We start from the raw sequence: 13757 nt of genomic DNA on the forward strand, positions 1-13757 counted from the left end.
CCATCGCCCATACCTTCCGGGGAACGGGACGCGTAACGACGGCCGGGATCTGCTGCTGCCCAATGTCGGTACGAGATCCCGCGGTCGGCGCCCGGTTGGCGGCGGGGCGCCGGGGGATTCCGGGTGCTAGCAGTACGTATCACCTTCCCCGGATGAGGCCCACGCCCGTGTTTCGGGCAGACAATGGTCGGACTTACGTGCGGCAGGGTTCCCTGCCGCATTCCATTTCGGAAAGGGGCCTCCAGTGTCCAGACCACACCCGATCCTTGCCGGATCGATCGCAGCCGGGGCAGCCATCGCACTGCTCACGGGCTGCGGCACGTCCAGCCCCGGCACCAGTGTCAGCAGCGCCAGAGCGGAGAAGAACGTTTCGCAGGCATGCGCTGCTGCCAGTGCCTTCGCCGGATCCCTGACAAATTTCAAACAGACACTCAAACCCGGTGCCACGATAGAACAGATCAAATCGGCACGGGAACAGATCGCGAAGACCTACGACGACCTGGTCAAGGCCAGCCAGGACGTAGCCAAGGACGAAATGGACGCAGTTAAGACGGCCGAAAACAAGTTCGACGCAGCCGTCAGAGCCGTCCCGGATGATGCCACCCTTACTCAGGCGGCCGCCTCCCTGCGGGACGACGCCGCCAACGTCCAGGCCGCCGTCAGTGACCTCCAGACGGCGACTAAATGCTGACCTCAAGGCCCCTCCGGGCAGGTCTGCAGCTAGCCTCAGTCCTGCCCGGCTGCATTCCCGCCCCACACCGCTCCTACAGAAAGCAGGGAAGTTGACATGAGTTTCTGGGAAAACTTTTGGGATATTTTCTGGTGGTTCTTCCTCGTATACGCGTTCATCGCCTTCCTCTGGGCGTTGTTCGCCGTCATCGGCGACTTGTTCCGCGACGACACGCTGAGCGGCTGGTGGAAAGCCGTCTGGATCCTCTTCCTGGTCTTCGTGCCCTTGTTGGGTGTGCTGGTCTACGTGATTGCCCGCGGTAAGGGCATGACGGAGCGGTCCATGGCACGGGCCCAGGAGAACCGGGAGGCCTCGGATGCTTACATCCGCAGCGTCGCTGCACCGAGTCCGAGCGACGAGATCTCCAAAGCCACGGCTCTTCGGGACTCCGGAACAATCAGCGCGGATGAATTCGAAAGAATCAAGACCAAGGCTCTGGTCTGAGAGCGCCATCGACCCAGCACCGCTTGGCAGCAGATGCAATGACCATGGACGAGGTGGTGTCTTAGTCCTCGACCAGGGTGCGGTGTCCTTCCGCGCAACCGCCAGACTGTCGCTCCATGCCATTGGGCGGCACGGTGGCCGGTTGCCAGCCGTCGGGGGCGTTCCCGCAGGCGGTTCGGACCGGCCGAGGCTGCGAGGCATAACCCGATCAGTGGACTCTCTGGCTGCCCACAGGAAGCCGGGCTACTATCCGGCTGTCACTCCGTTTAGAAAAGGAGAACCCCTTGTCTGAAGAATCAGTAGGGAGCGTCGTGCTGGTGATGCACGATCTGCCGGCCGCGGAGGGCTGCGGTGTCATGGCCGTCCAGAACGCGGCGCTGTCCCTTGCCGGCGCTATCGGCCGTGGAGCCTGCCGATGCCTGGCTGGTCGCGTCGGCGGTCCGGTCCCGCGGCCAATGCCTTGGGTTGCGGGCTGATGTCTACAGACCAGGTGCCCACAACCCGGCGCCCTCTCGGCCAGGGTCACAGCATGGCCAGGCACTCGGTCGGGGCCGAGACACTGATCAAAGCCCGAAGCTCCACCGTCTGGGACGTCATCACCGATGCACGGAACTTCACCGTCTGGGAATCCGGCATCACGCACATCAGGGGCGAGTTGCGCAACGGTGGCACCATCAGAATCCGAACCCACACCGGAGGGGAGCGCACCTTCCGGCTGCGCGTGCAGCAGATGCCCGGCGAGGTGATGACCTGGACCCAGGGCTTGCCTCTGGGCCTGCTCACCGGGGTGCGCACCTTCACGCTTGAACCGGTGGGCGGCATGACGCACCTGCTCGTAAGAGAAGAGTTCACTGGCCCGCTTTGCGGGCTGCTGCTCCGGGAGTTTGCGTCCGACACGCAGCAGGCTTTCACCGATTACGTTAGCGCGGTCAGGAAACGCGCCGAAATCCTCGGCCGACACGTTCGAACCACGGGATGATGAGCGCCATCGGAGAAGCGCGCAGTGTCCAAGAGCGCCCGACGCTGCCCGAGCGTGCTCTGGGCCATACTCCCCGACGGACCTCTAGTGGCGGTCTGAGGTTACGACACCGGTTGTCTGCAGAACACCTTCAGAAAAGCCACGGATCCACCCCCGCGGGCCCTTGTTGGGTCGGCACTATCGGTTTACTGTGGGGCCTGTCGGGCAGTGTGCGCATGGATGCACGCTGGATGGGGACCGGACGGGATCATCCAGCACGCCTTCGGTGCCCTAAAAGCGAAGGAACGTAATGGCGATGATGGCTGAACCGGAAATCCACCCGCCGCCCCCTTTGGCCGGCCGGGGCGTCTATCTGCTGGACGACCACGAGGTCGTGAGACGGGGCCTGCGCCATCTACTGGAGTCCGATGGTCTCAGCATCGCCGGAGAATCAGGATCCGCGCGCCGGGCGTTCCGGCGAATCCCTGCCCTCCGCCCGGAGCTGGTCATCCTTGACGATGATCTCCCCGACGGTTCAGGTGCCGACGTGTGCCGGGCCATCGCTGCGGCGGACCCGACCATCCGGTGCCTCCTGATGACCGGAGATGCCAACGAAGCCGTGCTGATCGACTCGATTCTGGCCGGCGCATGGGGGTGCCTGTCCAAACAGGACGGCAGCTGCGAACAGCTCAGGCTCATCCGCCGTGCCCTGGCCGGGCACACCGCGTACAGCGGCCGGTTCCGGACCGCGCTCGTTACCCCGCTCGTCGGGCCCGCAACCCAGTCCCTGGATAGGAGACTCCTGACCCTTACGAGACAGGAAATGAATACCGCCATCCGACTAGGGAGAGGGCTGACCAACCGCCAGATCAGCCAGGAAATGTCGCTGGCGGAAAAGACCGTGAAGAATCTGACCTCAACCATTCTGAGGAAACTCGGCATGGCGAGCAGGACGCAGGCCGCCGTGTTCATCACCAGGGCGCTGAATTCTTCTGACGACCCTGCCGACGGCGGATACCGGTTTAGCCCATCCCCGGCTCTGATCGCGGAGGTCACGGCAGCGCTGCTGACCTGCACCAGCGAGTCCTGCACCGTGCCGCCCACAGACGAAGTGCGGGCAAGGGACGTCCGGCGGCTTACCGACGCACTCATGGCGACCCGGGCCGATCGGATGGGACCCCACCTGCTGCCCGGCCGGACTTAAGAATCCGGAATGCCGCGAACCGCGCTCCCGGTGAGAGGCTGCGCATTCAGTACAGTAGCGGTGGCCGTTCTTCTGCCGATCCACGACCTCAGGCAATCGGTGGACACCGGGCGTTAGTGCGAGCACTTGATTGTGTCAGCGAGACAGCAGTACGCCGACCTGGGTCCGGATGTCCTGAACAATCTCGTCGATGCTCAATGCGGCGTTCACGGTCGCTGCCATGCTGAGGAACATGATGGCGCTGACGATGCGGGCCGTCGTAGCGGCATCCTGCGCACGAGGCAGCTCCTGCCTGCCCAGGACGGCAGCGATGGCCTCCTCGGTCTGCGCGACGATGGAGAGGGCCTCAGCGTGACGGGGCTCCGCGGGATCACCGAAGACCATTTCCCGCAGGTACGTGCGTCCGTTGTCGACCTGGACGCGGTTGCATTCCACGATCGGCCGTACGATTGCCAGCACCGCATCGAGGATATCCGGGGTGGTTTCGGCATCAGCCCGACCTTGCTGAAGCGCTTCGGCGTAGTGTGCGTTCTGCACGAGGAGGAGGAGTTCGCCTTTGGTCTTCGCGTAAAGGAACAGGGTCCCGGTGCCGATGTCCGCCTTGTCGGCGATCTGCTGGGTCGTGACATCCTCGATGCCGTGCTCGGCCAGCAGTTCGCTTGCCGCGGCCGTGATGCGGTCCAGCTTCTGCTGCTTGTTCCGCTCGCGCCGTCCGACCGGCTGGGAGGCGAGAGACATGGTGATGGATCCTCCGGAATAGATTCTGACTGCACTCAGTTATGAGTGTAGTCACTACTGTGTGGGTTCGAATGTTCCTTCGTTCATTCTCCCACGCAAGGGCCGAACCCCGGTGTTCCGCCCCTGCAGAGTGGTGGCGCTATTACCCGCGACGCAAAGGACCGCACATATGACTTCCTCCCTCTGGCAACCCTTCACCCTCGGCAATGTGGAGCTGCCGCACCGGCTCGCGCTGGCCCCGCTGACCCGGAGCCGCGCAAACCCGGACGGCACCCCCGGGGAACTGGCCGCCGAGTACTACGGCCAACGCGCCTCACTCGGGCTGATCATCACCGAGGGCACACAGCCGTCCGAGGACGGCCAGGGCTACCTGAACACCCCCGGCATCTACACTCCCGAACACATCGAGGGATGGCGAAGGATCGCCGACACGGTGCATGCAGGCGGCGGAGCCCTGTTCATCCAACTGATGCACGTCGGCCGGATGTCGCACCCGGATAACACCCCGCACCACCGTCAGCCCGTTGGCCCATCGGCGATCTCGGCCGAGCAGGACATGTTCACTCCAACGGGCCCGCAGAAGACGCCGGTGCCGCGTGAGCTGACTGCCGAAGACATCCAGGCCACCATCGCCGGGTTCCGCCACGCCGCAGCCTCCGCTATCGCAGCGGGAGCGGACGGCGTGGAGATCCACAGCGCAAACGGGTACCTGCTCCACCAGTTCCTCTCGCCCAACTCGAATCACCGCACGGACGAATACGGCGGATCCGTGGAGAACCGGTCCCGGTTCGTCGTCGCGGTCGCCCGCGCGGTGGCCGAGGAGATCGGGGCAGACCGGACCGGCATCCGCATCTCACCGGCGTTCCCGCTGGGCGGAATCAACGAAGGGGATCCCGCCGACGTCCGGACACAGTACCGCCACCTGGTCGGCGAACTCGCCACACTGGACCTTGCGTACCTGCACGTACACCACCTCGGTGACGACGAACTGCTGCGGTCCTTCCGCGACGCGTGGCCCGCAGCCATCCTCGTCGTCCGCTATGGGCGCGACCGTGAGCAGATTGCCGACGACATCGACGCCGGGCTCGCGGACATCGCGCCGCTGGGCCGCTTCGCCCTGGCGAACCCCGACATTGTTGAGCGACTGCGCACTGGTGCGCCACTGAATGAGGTGGACCCGGCAACCTTGTATGGCGGCGGCGCGGCCGGGTACACCGACTATCCGGCCCTGGCACACGCCTAATCGTCTGCCGCGGGCCGTCCGCCGCCGACCTTACATACCCCGTACCGATCAGAAAGAAGAAACAGCCATGCCCTCACTTAACGGAGCAGTCGTCCTCATCACCGGAGCCAACGGCGGAATCGGCACGCAGTTCGTGCACGAAGCCCTCGCCAGGGGAGCTGCAAAGGTTTATGCGTCCGCCCGCACCCCCCGCACTTGGAACGACGAGCGCATCGTTCCGCTCGCCCTGGACGTCACCGACTCCGCCTCCATCCAGGCAGCGGTCGAGGCGGCACCGGATGTGACCGTGCTGATCAACAACGCCGGCGCGTCGGTCTCCAGTGCCGGGATCCTCACCCACACGGACGAGGAGATCCGCAGGAATGTCGAGACGAACTTCCTCGGGCCTCTCTTCGTCGCCCGCGCGTTCGCTCCGGTCCTGTCGGTGAAGGACGGAGCGATGATCATCGACATGCACTCGGCCCTGAGCTGGTACGCCGTCGCCGGCATTTACAGCGCCACCAAAGCCGCCCTCTGGTCCGCGACCAACTCCCTCCGCCTCGAACTCGCTCCCGCCGGCGTGCACGTCGTCGGCGTCCACGTCGCATACGTCGACACCGCGATGGCCGCGCACGCCACCGGCCCGAAGCTCGACCCGGCCGTGCTGGTGCGCACCGTGTTCGACGCCACCGAGGCAGGGGAGTACGAGGTCCTCGCCGACGGCACGTCTGTCCAGCTCAAGGCCGGACTCAGCGCACCCCTCGAAGCGGTCTACCCGCAGTTGGTGGACACAGACGCATAAGGGAACAACCGGTGCCACCGCGKTCACCAAAAGTGAGCGCGGTGGCACCGATGCTCTCACCCGAATCGATCGCCTGGTGCCTTGGCCTTCACGTCACATGCCGGGATAGTCACGCTAATGGCTGTGCCCGCCCGKATTCACGGGCGGGCCCAGCCCCGGATCCCTTGATGCGCCGGTGCAGGTCCCCGGACAGGACCGACGGCACCATGCGGTCGTTGTCGCCGTTGGCGATGAGGGTGGGATGGGTGAGCCCTGACAGGTCCGACGGCGCGGAGCGGCCGAACTTCCGGATTGCCTTCAGTTGAGTCTGGAAGGCTTTGGTGCTGATCGGATTGTCGCGGTCGACAGTGCGCTCCTGAAGGCGCTTGATGAACGCCTTCGCGGCCAGCTTGCCGGTCGCGTTGCGGTTAAAGAACAGGAACTCCTTCGGGTCCGAGCGCGTCAGGGTCGCACGGAGGACGTCCCAGTAGGTGGTGCCGACGACCTTGTCGATGTCCTTGCCGCCCCGCGGCCCGGTACCAGCCAGCACGAGCTTGCGGACGAGGTCGGGATGCTTGAGGACCAGGTCCTGGGCGATCATGCCGCCCAGTGAGAAGGAGAAGACGTCGACCTGGTCGAACCCGAGGGCCTTGATGAAGATGTAGGCGTCGTCGGCCATCGCCTCGACGCTGTCGGGAACCTGCCCGGTGGAGGCGCCGACACCGCGCTGGTCGAAGGTGATGACGTGGCGGTTCTGCGCGATGGGCTCGATGATGCGCGGGTCCCAGTTGTCCAGGGTCGCGGCAAGGTGCACGAAGAACACGACGGGGATGCCGGTCTTGGGCCCCAGCTCGCGGTAGGCGTAGGTAACGCCACCTGAAGTGATGGAGCGTGTGGCGGCCTTCGCGTACGAGGTGGCGACGGAGCCGTTCGGGGTGTCAAAGCTGCTCATGCTGGTAGTCCTCCTAAGTGGTCTGTGAGGTGAATGGCTGCCGGCGGCTCAGGAGGGAAGGGTGACGACGGCTTTGCCGCGGAGGCCGCCCTTGGCCAGCGACTCGAGCGCCTGTGGGGTCCGGGCGAACTCGAAGACCCGTCCAACGACCGGGCGCAGCACGCCGTCGTCAACCAGGGCGGTGATCTGGCGCAACTGGTCGCCGCTGGCACGCATGAAGAGGAACTCGTAGCTGACGCCGAGCTTCTTCGCCTGCCGCCGGATCCTGCTGCTGAGCCCCGCGATGGCAAGGCGCAGCACAGGGTTGAGGTCGGCTTTACGCGCGAACGCCGGGTCCGGCGGACCGGCGATTCCGATCGCCTTCCCGCCGGGCTTGAGGATGCGCAGTGACTTCACGAGGTTCTCCCCGCCGAGGCTGTCGAGCACCAGATCGTAGCCGGCGAGGAGCTGTTCGAAGTCCTGCGTACGGTAGTCGATCACAGTGTCCGCGCCGAGGTCGCGCACAAAGTCGGCGTTGGCGGCGCTGGCGGTGGTCGCGACGGCCGCCCCGAGGTGCTTGGCGAGTTGGATCGCGATCGACCCGACCCCGCCGGCCCCGGCGTGAATGAGGACTTTCTGCCCCGGACGTACGTTGCCTTGCTCAACGAGGGCCTGCCACGCCGTAAGTGCAACCAGCGGTAGTGAGCCGGCCTCCTCCATGCTGATCGATGCGGGTTTCAGTGCCAGGTCGGTCTCGGTGATGGCGATGCGCTCGGCGAACGTGCCGATGCGGTCTTTGTCGGGTCGGGCGTAGACCTCGTCACCGGGTTTGAAGCCGCGCACCTTCGCCCCGCCACGGATGACTGTGCCGGCGACATCGTTGCCAAGGATCAGCTGGAGCTTGTAAGGGAGGATCTGCTTGAACTCACCCAGACGGATCTTTTCGTCCAATTGGTTGAGGCCAGCTGCCTGGACCTGGACCAGCACATCGCGCTCGCCGACGGTCGGCTCGGGGACGTCTGCTGCGCGCAGCGGCTCCTTGTACTTGGTGACGACAAATGCCCTCATGGCGTGCTGCTCCTCTAGGACGAACGGTGTGGTTAAAAATGAGCTTACTCAATTTTGAGTTGACTCAGAAATACTGTCAAGTGAACCGTGAGGTGCGCGCGTTCATTTGAATGTTCCCAAAACGTGGGATAGGAGGTTTCGGGTGAGCATCACACGGGCCGTCAACTCCCGTGCGCGGTGTAAGGTGACGTCGTGCTCGCGATGAAGCTGACGGTGCAGATAGGCTGGATCTGCCTCGCGATCGTTAGCTTGGCCATCCTCGTCTTTGGTGTCGTGGTCGCGGTCGTTCCGACGGGTGGGGACGCCGCCTTGTATCGTGCGGACGGTCTCGCCTCGACCGGACTCGGCCTTTTCGGGACCCTGATCGTGCTTGTGCCGTATCGGCGCATCGAGCGGTGGGCGTGGTGCGCGCTCTGGTTCTACCCCGTTTTCTGGTTGGCCCACCTGCTTGGAAACCTCCCACCCGGTACGGATCACCTCCACCAGGTCGTCTATATTGCCCTCTCGTTGATCGGGCTCGTACTGCCTGTTCGCGTCTTCTTCCCGCCGCGTCGCAACCCGGCCGCCCCCTGAGTTCTTCCGTATCGTTACCGATCACTCTCCTAGGATGTGAAGGCACCCTTGGCTTCCGGGAGGAATCGTTCGAAGGGCAAGGTGGTTTTCGGTGACTCTTATCCGCGGATGCACCCATGTGCCACCGTTCGGCTCGACGGTTCGCCGAATACTTTGCACATGGGCGAATTGCTCGCCTGGTCAAGGAACCAACGAAACCGGGTTCAGTTTCGATGTTGGCCTTGCGCAGTCAGGAGTAACCTGTTATACGTCACCAGCAATGGTGCTGGTGTTGACCAAGGAGTCGTGCCATGAGTGTCGAGTCAAGCTCCGCGGCGGGGACCGTCCCGGCGGGAGGTGGTCGCAGGGCTGTAAATCCCGTACCAGCCCAAGACGCAGTTGTGTCTCCACAGGGGAGCGCCAGCCCACCCTTTGCCGATCCGGCAGCTTTAGGTCTGGGCGCTTTCGCGATGACCACGTTTGTCCTCAGTGTCATCAATGCCGGCCTGATCCCCAAAGCAGTCGAACCCGTTGTCCTGGGACTGGCACTGTTCTACGGCGGCATGGCGCAGTTCGCCGCCGGAATCTGGGAATTTGCCAACCGCAACGTTTTCGGTGCGACGGCGTTCTGCTCGTACGGAGCCTTCTGGCTGTCCTTCTGGTTCCTGAGCCAGTTCAGCGCGGGCAGTCTTCCGGCAGCGGACGCCGGCAAAGCTGTCGGCCTCTATCTTCTGGGCTGGGCAATCTTTACCGCCTACATGACCGTTTCAGCTTGGCGCGTCAGCATGGGTGTCTTTGCCGTTTTTGTCTTCTTGACCCTGACCTTCATTGCGCTGTTTCTCGGCGCCTTCTTCGGGGCAGCCGGGCTGTCGATGCTGGGCGGCTGGCTTGGCATCGTGACGGCGCTGATTGCCTGGTACTGCTCCCTCGCGGTGGTCGCCAACTCCACCTACAAACGGACTGTGCTTCCGGTGGGACGACGGTGACAGGCCATGGCAGCAGACCCAACAGAATCGGATGAGACCCTCGCAAGCCTGTTGCACGAGCAGCGGCGCTTTCCTCCGGACGCCGGCTTCGCGGCGCAGGCCAACGCGACGTCGTCGGACTATGACGAAGCCGCCGGCGACAGGCTGGCGTTTTGGGCGCGGCAGGCGGAGCGGCTGGACTGGTCCAAAAAATGGAGTGAGGTCCTGGACTGGTCAAATCCGCCATTCGCCAAATGGTTCGTCGGGGGCAGGCTCAACGCTGCGTACAACTGCCTTGACCGGCATGTAGCTGCCGGACGCGGAGACAAGGTCGCCTACTACTTTGAAGGAGAAGCCGGGGACACCCGTGCCATCACCTATGCCCAGCTCACCCACATGGTCTGCCAGGCAGCGAACACGCTGACCGATCTGGGCGTCAAGCCGGGAGACCGGGTTGCCATTTACATGCCGATGATCCCGGAAACCGTCGTGGCGATGCTGGCCTGCGCACGAATTGGAGCACCGCACACCGTTGTGTTCGGCGGGTTCTCCGCGGACGCGCTCCGGACGCGGATCCACGACTGCGACGCGCGCATCGTCATAACCACCGACGGCGCTTACCGCCGCGGCAAGGCCAACGGGTTGAAGCCCGCCGTCGACGAGGCCCTGCTGGAGTGCCCGGACGTTCGCAACGTCCTGGTGGTCCGCCGTACAGGCCAGGAGGTCGACTGGACACCGGGCCGTGATATTTGGTGGCACGAATCGGTTGAGCTGGCTTCCCCCGAACACGTGGCCGAGACCTTCGACGCCGAACATCCCCTCTACGTGATGTACACCTCCGGCACCACGGGCAAGCCCAAGGGCATCCTGCACACCACAGGCGGCTACCTCACAGCATGCGCCTACACCCACTGGGCGGTGTTCGACCTAAAGGCCGAGACCGATATTTTCTGGACAGCCGCCGACATCGGCTGGGTCACCGGGCACAGCTACATCGTGTACGGTCCCTTGGCCAACGGTGCCACCTCCGTGCTGTACGAGGGCACGCCGGATACCCCACACCAGGGCCGCTGGTGGGAAATCATCGACAAGTACAAAGTCTCGATTCTCTACTGTGCCCCGACCGCCATCCGTACGTTCATGAAATGGGGCGCCGAGATACCGGCCAAGTACAGTCTCAGGAGTTTGCGCGTAATCGGCACCGTGGGCGAACCGATCAACCCGGCGGCATACATCTGGTACCGCGAGAACATCGGGCACAACCAAACGCCCGTTGTGGACACTTGGTGGCAGACCGAGACCGGAGCCATCCTGATCAGTCCGCTCCCGGGAGTCACAGCGGGCAAACCGGGAGCCGCCATGAGAGCACTGCCCGGGGTCGTGGCCGACGTCGTCAATGACGCGGGCGCGCCGATTGCTAACGGCTCCGGCGGCTATCTGGTACTCAGGGAACCCTGGCCATCCATGTTGCGCACCATCTGGGGTGACAACGACCGGTACGTGGAGACGTATTGGTCACGGTTCCCGGGCCTCTACTTTGCGGGGGACGGCGCGAAGAGGGACGAGGACGGGGATATTTGGCTTCTCGGCCGGGTGGACGACGTGATGAACGTGGCCGGACACCGGCTCTCGACGACGGAGATCGAATCCGCGCTCGTCGCCCATCCGAAGGTGGCCGAAGCCGCCGTTGTCGGCGCCCTTGACGAGACCACCGGGCAGGCCATCGTCGCCTTCGTCATCCTGCGCAGCGATGCGGGCGACGGGGGACCGGAGGTCGTGCAGGAGCTGCGCGAACATGTAGCCAAGGAAATCGGCAAAATCGCCCGGCCCCGGCAGATCATGGTGGTAGCCGAGCTGCCTAAAACCCGGTCCGGCAAGATCATGCGACGGCTCCTCAAAGATGTGGCGCAGGACAGGCCCATCGGGGATGTCACCACGCTGGCGGACTCGTCAGTTATGGAGCTGATCAAGGCGGGCATGCCGGGCGGCGCCGGCGGGCTGCATTAGTTGGCAGTTTCCCAGCAGGGATCAGCTAGTCCTTGTCTCCGTCGATCGCCTCGGCCGGGAGTGGGCTGCGGCCTTGATGGCTGCCGGGCCGTTCGTCACCCACCCGACGGATCAACTGACCAACATGTTTGACGCCCTCGCCGGGGCGGACATCCCGGAGATGGCCGGCGTGCCGGGTTCCTGCGGGCTACCGCGGCCAGAGAAAGAATTGCCTAACGCGCCAACCGGCGCCCGGGACAGACACTTAATATTGGTGAGCCTTGGCGATCTTCGGGTCTACCGCGTCTGGGTTCCCTTGTGGAGAGCCGGGCTGTAGGCGATGTAGCCCTCGCGGAGCCGGACTGATTTCGGGCCGATTTGGCTGATATCTGCCCACAGAACGAGAAACGATCCGCGATGCCGCCAGAGTCGGCGAACCTCCACCACGTCACGACGTCTCTACGTTCGGGTCCGGGAGGGTGCCCTTCAGCTTCGGCCCATTTCCTTGGAGGGATCCTCGTCACCCTCTAATGGGTCAGCGCGGAGCACGTCCGGGTCCGGGCCGGGCAGGCCTGCCGGGCCCGGCACGTCCCGCGGAACCTCACGGACCGCACTGTCTGCATCCGAAACCTCGGGGTCGCCGGTTTTCGCCTCGCCGCCGGGGGCTGCGTTTTCGTCCGGTAGCTGCTGCTCGTCTTCGCTACGGCGGAGTGTCTCCTTGGCATCGTCCATGGCGTTGGACCCCTCGCTGATGGACGAATGAACCCGGATGTCCTCGTCGGGTGCGCCCGGCTCGGGCACATGCGCGTCATCGGTCGACCTGGAGGTCCCGGCCAGGTCCTCCATGGCGTTTTCCGCGGCTTTTTTGATGCTGTCACCAATTCCCATCGCTTTGCTCCTCACATCGCTTGACTGTTTCGGATTCCCCGCCCTTGACGGTTCCAGAATTATCAGCATGCTTACAAATAGTCCAGAGACGCCACACGAGGGAAAGGAAACAATCATGAGTACGTATCATCCCGAGAGTGACCCGGCCAACCCGGATCCGCTTCAGGAGGCGGATTACGGGGAACATGCAGCGCATCCGGACACGGGGGGTGATCCGGCCGTCGAGCCGGCTGCCTCGGCCAACCCGGATCCGCTCAGCGGAAAGATCACCGGGCTGGAGCCCGGCGGGGGAGTGCCTCCGGGAGAGACGCCCCCGGCCGAGGACCAGATGAGCCGGGACCAGGGCCACGACGAATAGGGGCCCGCTTGGTCATGGGGTGGTGCTGCCCCCGTTGACGTTGAGGGTTGCGCCCCCGACGAAGCTGGATTCCGTGGAAGCCAGGAACGAGTAAGCCGGTGCCAGTTCCGCGGGCTGGCCGGCGCGGCCCAGCGGCGTGTCCTTGCCGAACTCGGGCAAAGCCTCCTTCGGCTGGCCGCTGCCGACCTGCAGTGGCGTCCGGATCGGCCCGGGCGCCACGGCCTTGACCCGAATGCCCTTGGGGACCAGCCGTTGGGCGAGCCCCTTTGTGAAGATGTTGATGCTGGCTTGGGTAGTGGCGTCGTCCACGAGTGTTACGACCGCCGGTCCAGCATTTCCAGCATGTGTGCCGACGTCGACGTCGTCGGCCGGAGCCTTGGCGGCATCCGCGCGCGGGCCTTGGAAGGTCGACGGAACATGCTCAGGCCGTCGCGGGGTAGCTGGCCAGGATGTAGTCTCTTGCGGCCTGTCCCGTAATCCGCCGATGGCTGTTGCGCAGATCGACGCCACAGCGCTGCATGGCTGACCGGAAGGTGACATCCTCCACGGGGGTGATGTTATGAAGCAGGCACCAACTTGTGTACAGGCCGTAGAGACAATCTGGCCCTAAGGGATGGTGCGTTTCGTCGGGGATGGTGGCTTCAAGGAGGAATCTTTCGAAGTGCGAGGTGGCCATGAGGGGCTCTTCTCCGCGGGTGCATTCTTATGCCGCCGTTCGGCTACAGCGGCTCTCTTTGCGGCCGTGCACCCGACGGCAAAGGGTCCCAACCCGGAAGGCCTGTCTAGGACTGTTCCGAATCTAACGGAGTTCCGGCGGCCCTGTCCAGAGCACGGGCCAAGCCCGATTCGACGAAACTCCGCGCGTCGGCGAGGTGAAAAGCGTTAAGGACTTTGGGGGGGTGGTCGGCGAGGCAGCCACGGAAAGGGCCGGC

General features: G+C 64.4%; 16 protein-coding genes and 1 pseudogene. 11 read left to right on the forward strand and 6 right to left on the reverse strand.

Annotation, left to right across the window (positions count from 1 at the left end):
• Window positions 1–244: 244 nt before the first annotated feature.
• The 5 genes from AC1D0A_RS01165 (at window position 245) to AC1D0A_RS01185 (ending at window position 3336) form a co-directional block, all read left to right on the forward strand.
• The gene (locus AC1D0A_RS01165) at window positions 245–691 is read left to right on the forward strand and encodes a hypothetical protein (RefSeq protein WP_459384578.1); all 447 of its coding nucleotides are present in this window, start codon (window positions 245–247) and stop codon (window positions 689–691) included.
• A 96-nt stretch (window positions 692–787) separates the two neighbouring features.
• Window positions 788–1174, forward strand: coding sequence for an SHOCT domain-containing protein (locus tag AC1D0A_RS01170; RefSeq protein ID WP_028276897.1), 387 nt, complete (start codon window positions 788–790; stop codon window positions 1172–1174).
• 284 nt (window positions 1175–1458) lie between these two features.
• Complete coding sequence (locus AC1D0A_RS01175; RefSeq protein WP_476945013.1) at window positions 1459–1650, forward strand: hypothetical protein; 192 nt, start codon at window positions 1459–1461, stop codon at window positions 1648–1650.
• A 53-nt stretch (window positions 1651–1703) separates the two neighbouring features.
• Window positions 1704–2153 carry an SRPBCC family protein gene (locus tag AC1D0A_RS01180; RefSeq protein ID WP_459384580.1) on the forward strand — a complete coding sequence of 150 codons (450 nt, stop codon included), beginning with the start codon at window positions 1704–1706 and terminating at the stop codon, window positions 2151–2153.
• Between the two features lie 289 nt (window positions 2154–2442).
• Window positions 2443–3336, forward strand: coding sequence for a response regulator (locus AC1D0A_RS01185; RefSeq protein ID WP_459384581.1), 894 nt, complete (start codon window positions 2443–2445; stop codon window positions 3334–3336).
• A gap of 135 nt (window positions 3337–3471) precedes the next feature.
• On the opposite strand, the gene AC1D0A_RS01190 is transcribed toward AC1D0A_RS01185, so the two are convergent.
• Window positions 3472–4074: a TetR/AcrR family transcriptional regulator gene (locus AC1D0A_RS01190; protein ID WP_028276654.1), complete on the reverse strand. Its 603-nt coding sequence runs from the start codon at window positions 4072–4074 to the stop codon at window positions 3472–3474.
• 169 nt (window positions 4075–4243) lie between these two features.
• Between AC1D0A_RS01190 and AC1D0A_RS01195 the strand changes: the two genes are divergently transcribed.
• Together AC1D0A_RS01195 and AC1D0A_RS01200 are read left to right on the forward strand one after the other, a co-directional pair.
• Window positions 4244–5317 (forward strand): alkene reductase, encoded by a 1074-nt coding sequence (locus AC1D0A_RS01195; protein WP_459384582.1) that lies wholly within the window; start codon window positions 4244–4246, stop codon window positions 5315–5317.
• A gap of 67 nt (window positions 5318–5384) precedes the next feature.
• Window positions 5385–6098: an SDR family oxidoreductase gene (locus AC1D0A_RS01200; protein WP_028276652.1), complete on the forward strand. Its 714-nt coding sequence runs from the start codon at window positions 5385–5387 to the stop codon at window positions 6096–6098.
• A 109-nt stretch (window positions 6099–6207) separates the two neighbouring features.
• On the opposite strand, the gene AC1D0A_RS01205 is transcribed toward AC1D0A_RS01200, so the two are convergent.
• Window positions 6208–7029, reverse strand: a complete 822-nt coding sequence (locus AC1D0A_RS01205; RefSeq protein WP_476945014.1) for an alpha/beta fold hydrolase — start codon at window positions 7027–7029, stop codon at window positions 6208–6210.
• A 48-nt stretch (window positions 7030–7077) separates the two neighbouring features.
• Complete coding sequence (locus tag AC1D0A_RS01210; RefSeq protein ID WP_476945015.1) at window positions 7078–8076, reverse strand: NADP-dependent oxidoreductase; 999 nt, start codon at window positions 8074–8076, stop codon at window positions 7078–7080.
• A 192-nt stretch (window positions 8077–8268) separates the two neighbouring features.
• Between AC1D0A_RS01210 and AC1D0A_RS01215 the strand changes: the two genes are divergently transcribed.
• From AC1D0A_RS01215 to acs, 3 genes are all read left to right on the forward strand, one after another.
• A complete protein-coding gene (locus tag AC1D0A_RS01215) occupies window positions 8269–8649 on the forward strand; it encodes a hypothetical protein (protein WP_476945016.1) in 381 nt (126 codons plus the stop codon).
• Between the two features lie 380 nt (window positions 8650–9029).
• On the forward strand, window positions 9030–9614 hold the full coding sequence (locus tag AC1D0A_RS01220) for an acetate uptake transporter (RefSeq protein WP_308197218.1): 585 nt from the start codon (window positions 9030–9032) through the stop codon (window positions 9612–9614).
• Window positions 9615–9620: 6 nt separating this feature from the next.
• Window positions 9621–11600, forward strand: coding sequence for an acetate--CoA ligase (gene acs, locus AC1D0A_RS01225; RefSeq protein ID WP_243177932.1), 1980 nt, complete (start codon window positions 9621–9623; stop codon window positions 11598–11600).
• Window positions 11601–12065: 465 nt separating this feature from the next.
• Here the strand turns inward: acs and AC1D0A_RS01230 are convergent, their stop codons facing one another.
• Window positions 12066–12467, reverse strand: a complete 402-nt coding sequence (locus tag AC1D0A_RS01230) for a hypothetical protein (RefSeq protein WP_243177931.1) — start codon at window positions 12465–12467, stop codon at window positions 12066–12068.
• A 115-nt stretch (window positions 12468–12582) separates the two neighbouring features.
• Between AC1D0A_RS01230 and AC1D0A_RS01235 the strand changes: the two genes are divergently transcribed.
• On the forward strand, window positions 12583–12825 hold the full coding sequence (locus AC1D0A_RS01235) for a DUF6480 family protein (RefSeq protein WP_243177930.1): 243 nt from the start codon (window positions 12583–12585) through the stop codon (window positions 12823–12825).
• A gap of 12 nt (window positions 12826–12837) precedes the next feature.
• On the opposite strand, the pseudogene AC1D0A_RS01240 reads toward AC1D0A_RS01235, so the two are convergent.
• Both AC1D0A_RS01240 and AC1D0A_RS01245 read right to left on the reverse strand, forming a co-directional pair.
• Window positions 12838–13143 (reverse strand): annotated as a pseudogene (locus AC1D0A_RS01240) (SDR family oxidoreductase); the annotation flags it as partial.
• Between the two features lie 103 nt (window positions 13144–13246).
• Entirely contained in the window at window positions 13247–13501 is a 255-nt protein-coding gene (locus AC1D0A_RS01245; RefSeq protein WP_243177929.1) for a hypothetical protein, read from the reverse strand.
• Window positions 13502–13757 lie beyond the last annotated feature (256 nt).

The sequence above is a fragment of the Arthrobacter sp. P1_D4 genome, from assembly GCF_056406115.1.

Coding starts and splice junctions, on each gene's coding strand:
- AC1D0A_RS01195 (WP_459384582.1), top strand. CDS start 4,244: ATGACTTCCTCCCTCTGGCAACCCTTCACCCTCGGCAATGTGGAGCTG.
- AC1D0A_RS01245 (WP_243177929.1), bottom strand. CDS start 13,501: ATGGCCACCTCGCACTTCGAAAGATTCCTCCTTGAAGCCACCATCCCC.
- acs (WP_243177932.1), top strand. CDS start 9,621: ATGGCAGCAGACCCAACAGAATCGGATGAGACCCTCGCAAGCCTGTTG.
- AC1D0A_RS01190 (WP_028276654.1), bottom strand. CDS start 4,074: ATGTCTCTCGCCTCCCAGCCGGTCGGACGGCGCGAGCGGAACAAGCAG.
- AC1D0A_RS01230 (WP_243177931.1), bottom strand. CDS start 12,467: ATGGGAATTGGTGACAGCATCAAAAAAGCCGCGGAAAACGCCATGGAG.
- AC1D0A_RS01235 (WP_243177930.1), top strand. CDS start 12,583: ATGAGTACGTATCATCCCGAGAGTGACCCGGCCAACCCGGATCCGCTT.
- AC1D0A_RS01170 (WP_028276897.1), top strand. CDS start 788: ATGAGTTTCTGGGAAAACTTTTGGGATATTTTCTGGTGGTTCTTCCTC.
- AC1D0A_RS01200 (WP_028276652.1), top strand. CDS start 5,385: ATGCCCTCACTTAACGGAGCAGTCGTCCTCATCACCGGAGCCAACGGC.
- AC1D0A_RS01180 (WP_459384580.1), top strand. CDS start 1,704: ATGGCCAGGCACTCGGTCGGGGCCGAGACACTGATCAAAGCCCGAAGC.
- AC1D0A_RS01210 (WP_476945015.1), bottom strand. CDS start 8,076: ATGAGGGCATTTGTCGTCACCAAGTACAAGGAGCCGCTGCGCGCAGCA.
- AC1D0A_RS01185 (WP_459384581.1), top strand. CDS start 2,443: ATGGCGATGATGGCTGAACCGGAAATCCACCCGCCGCCCCCTTTGGCC.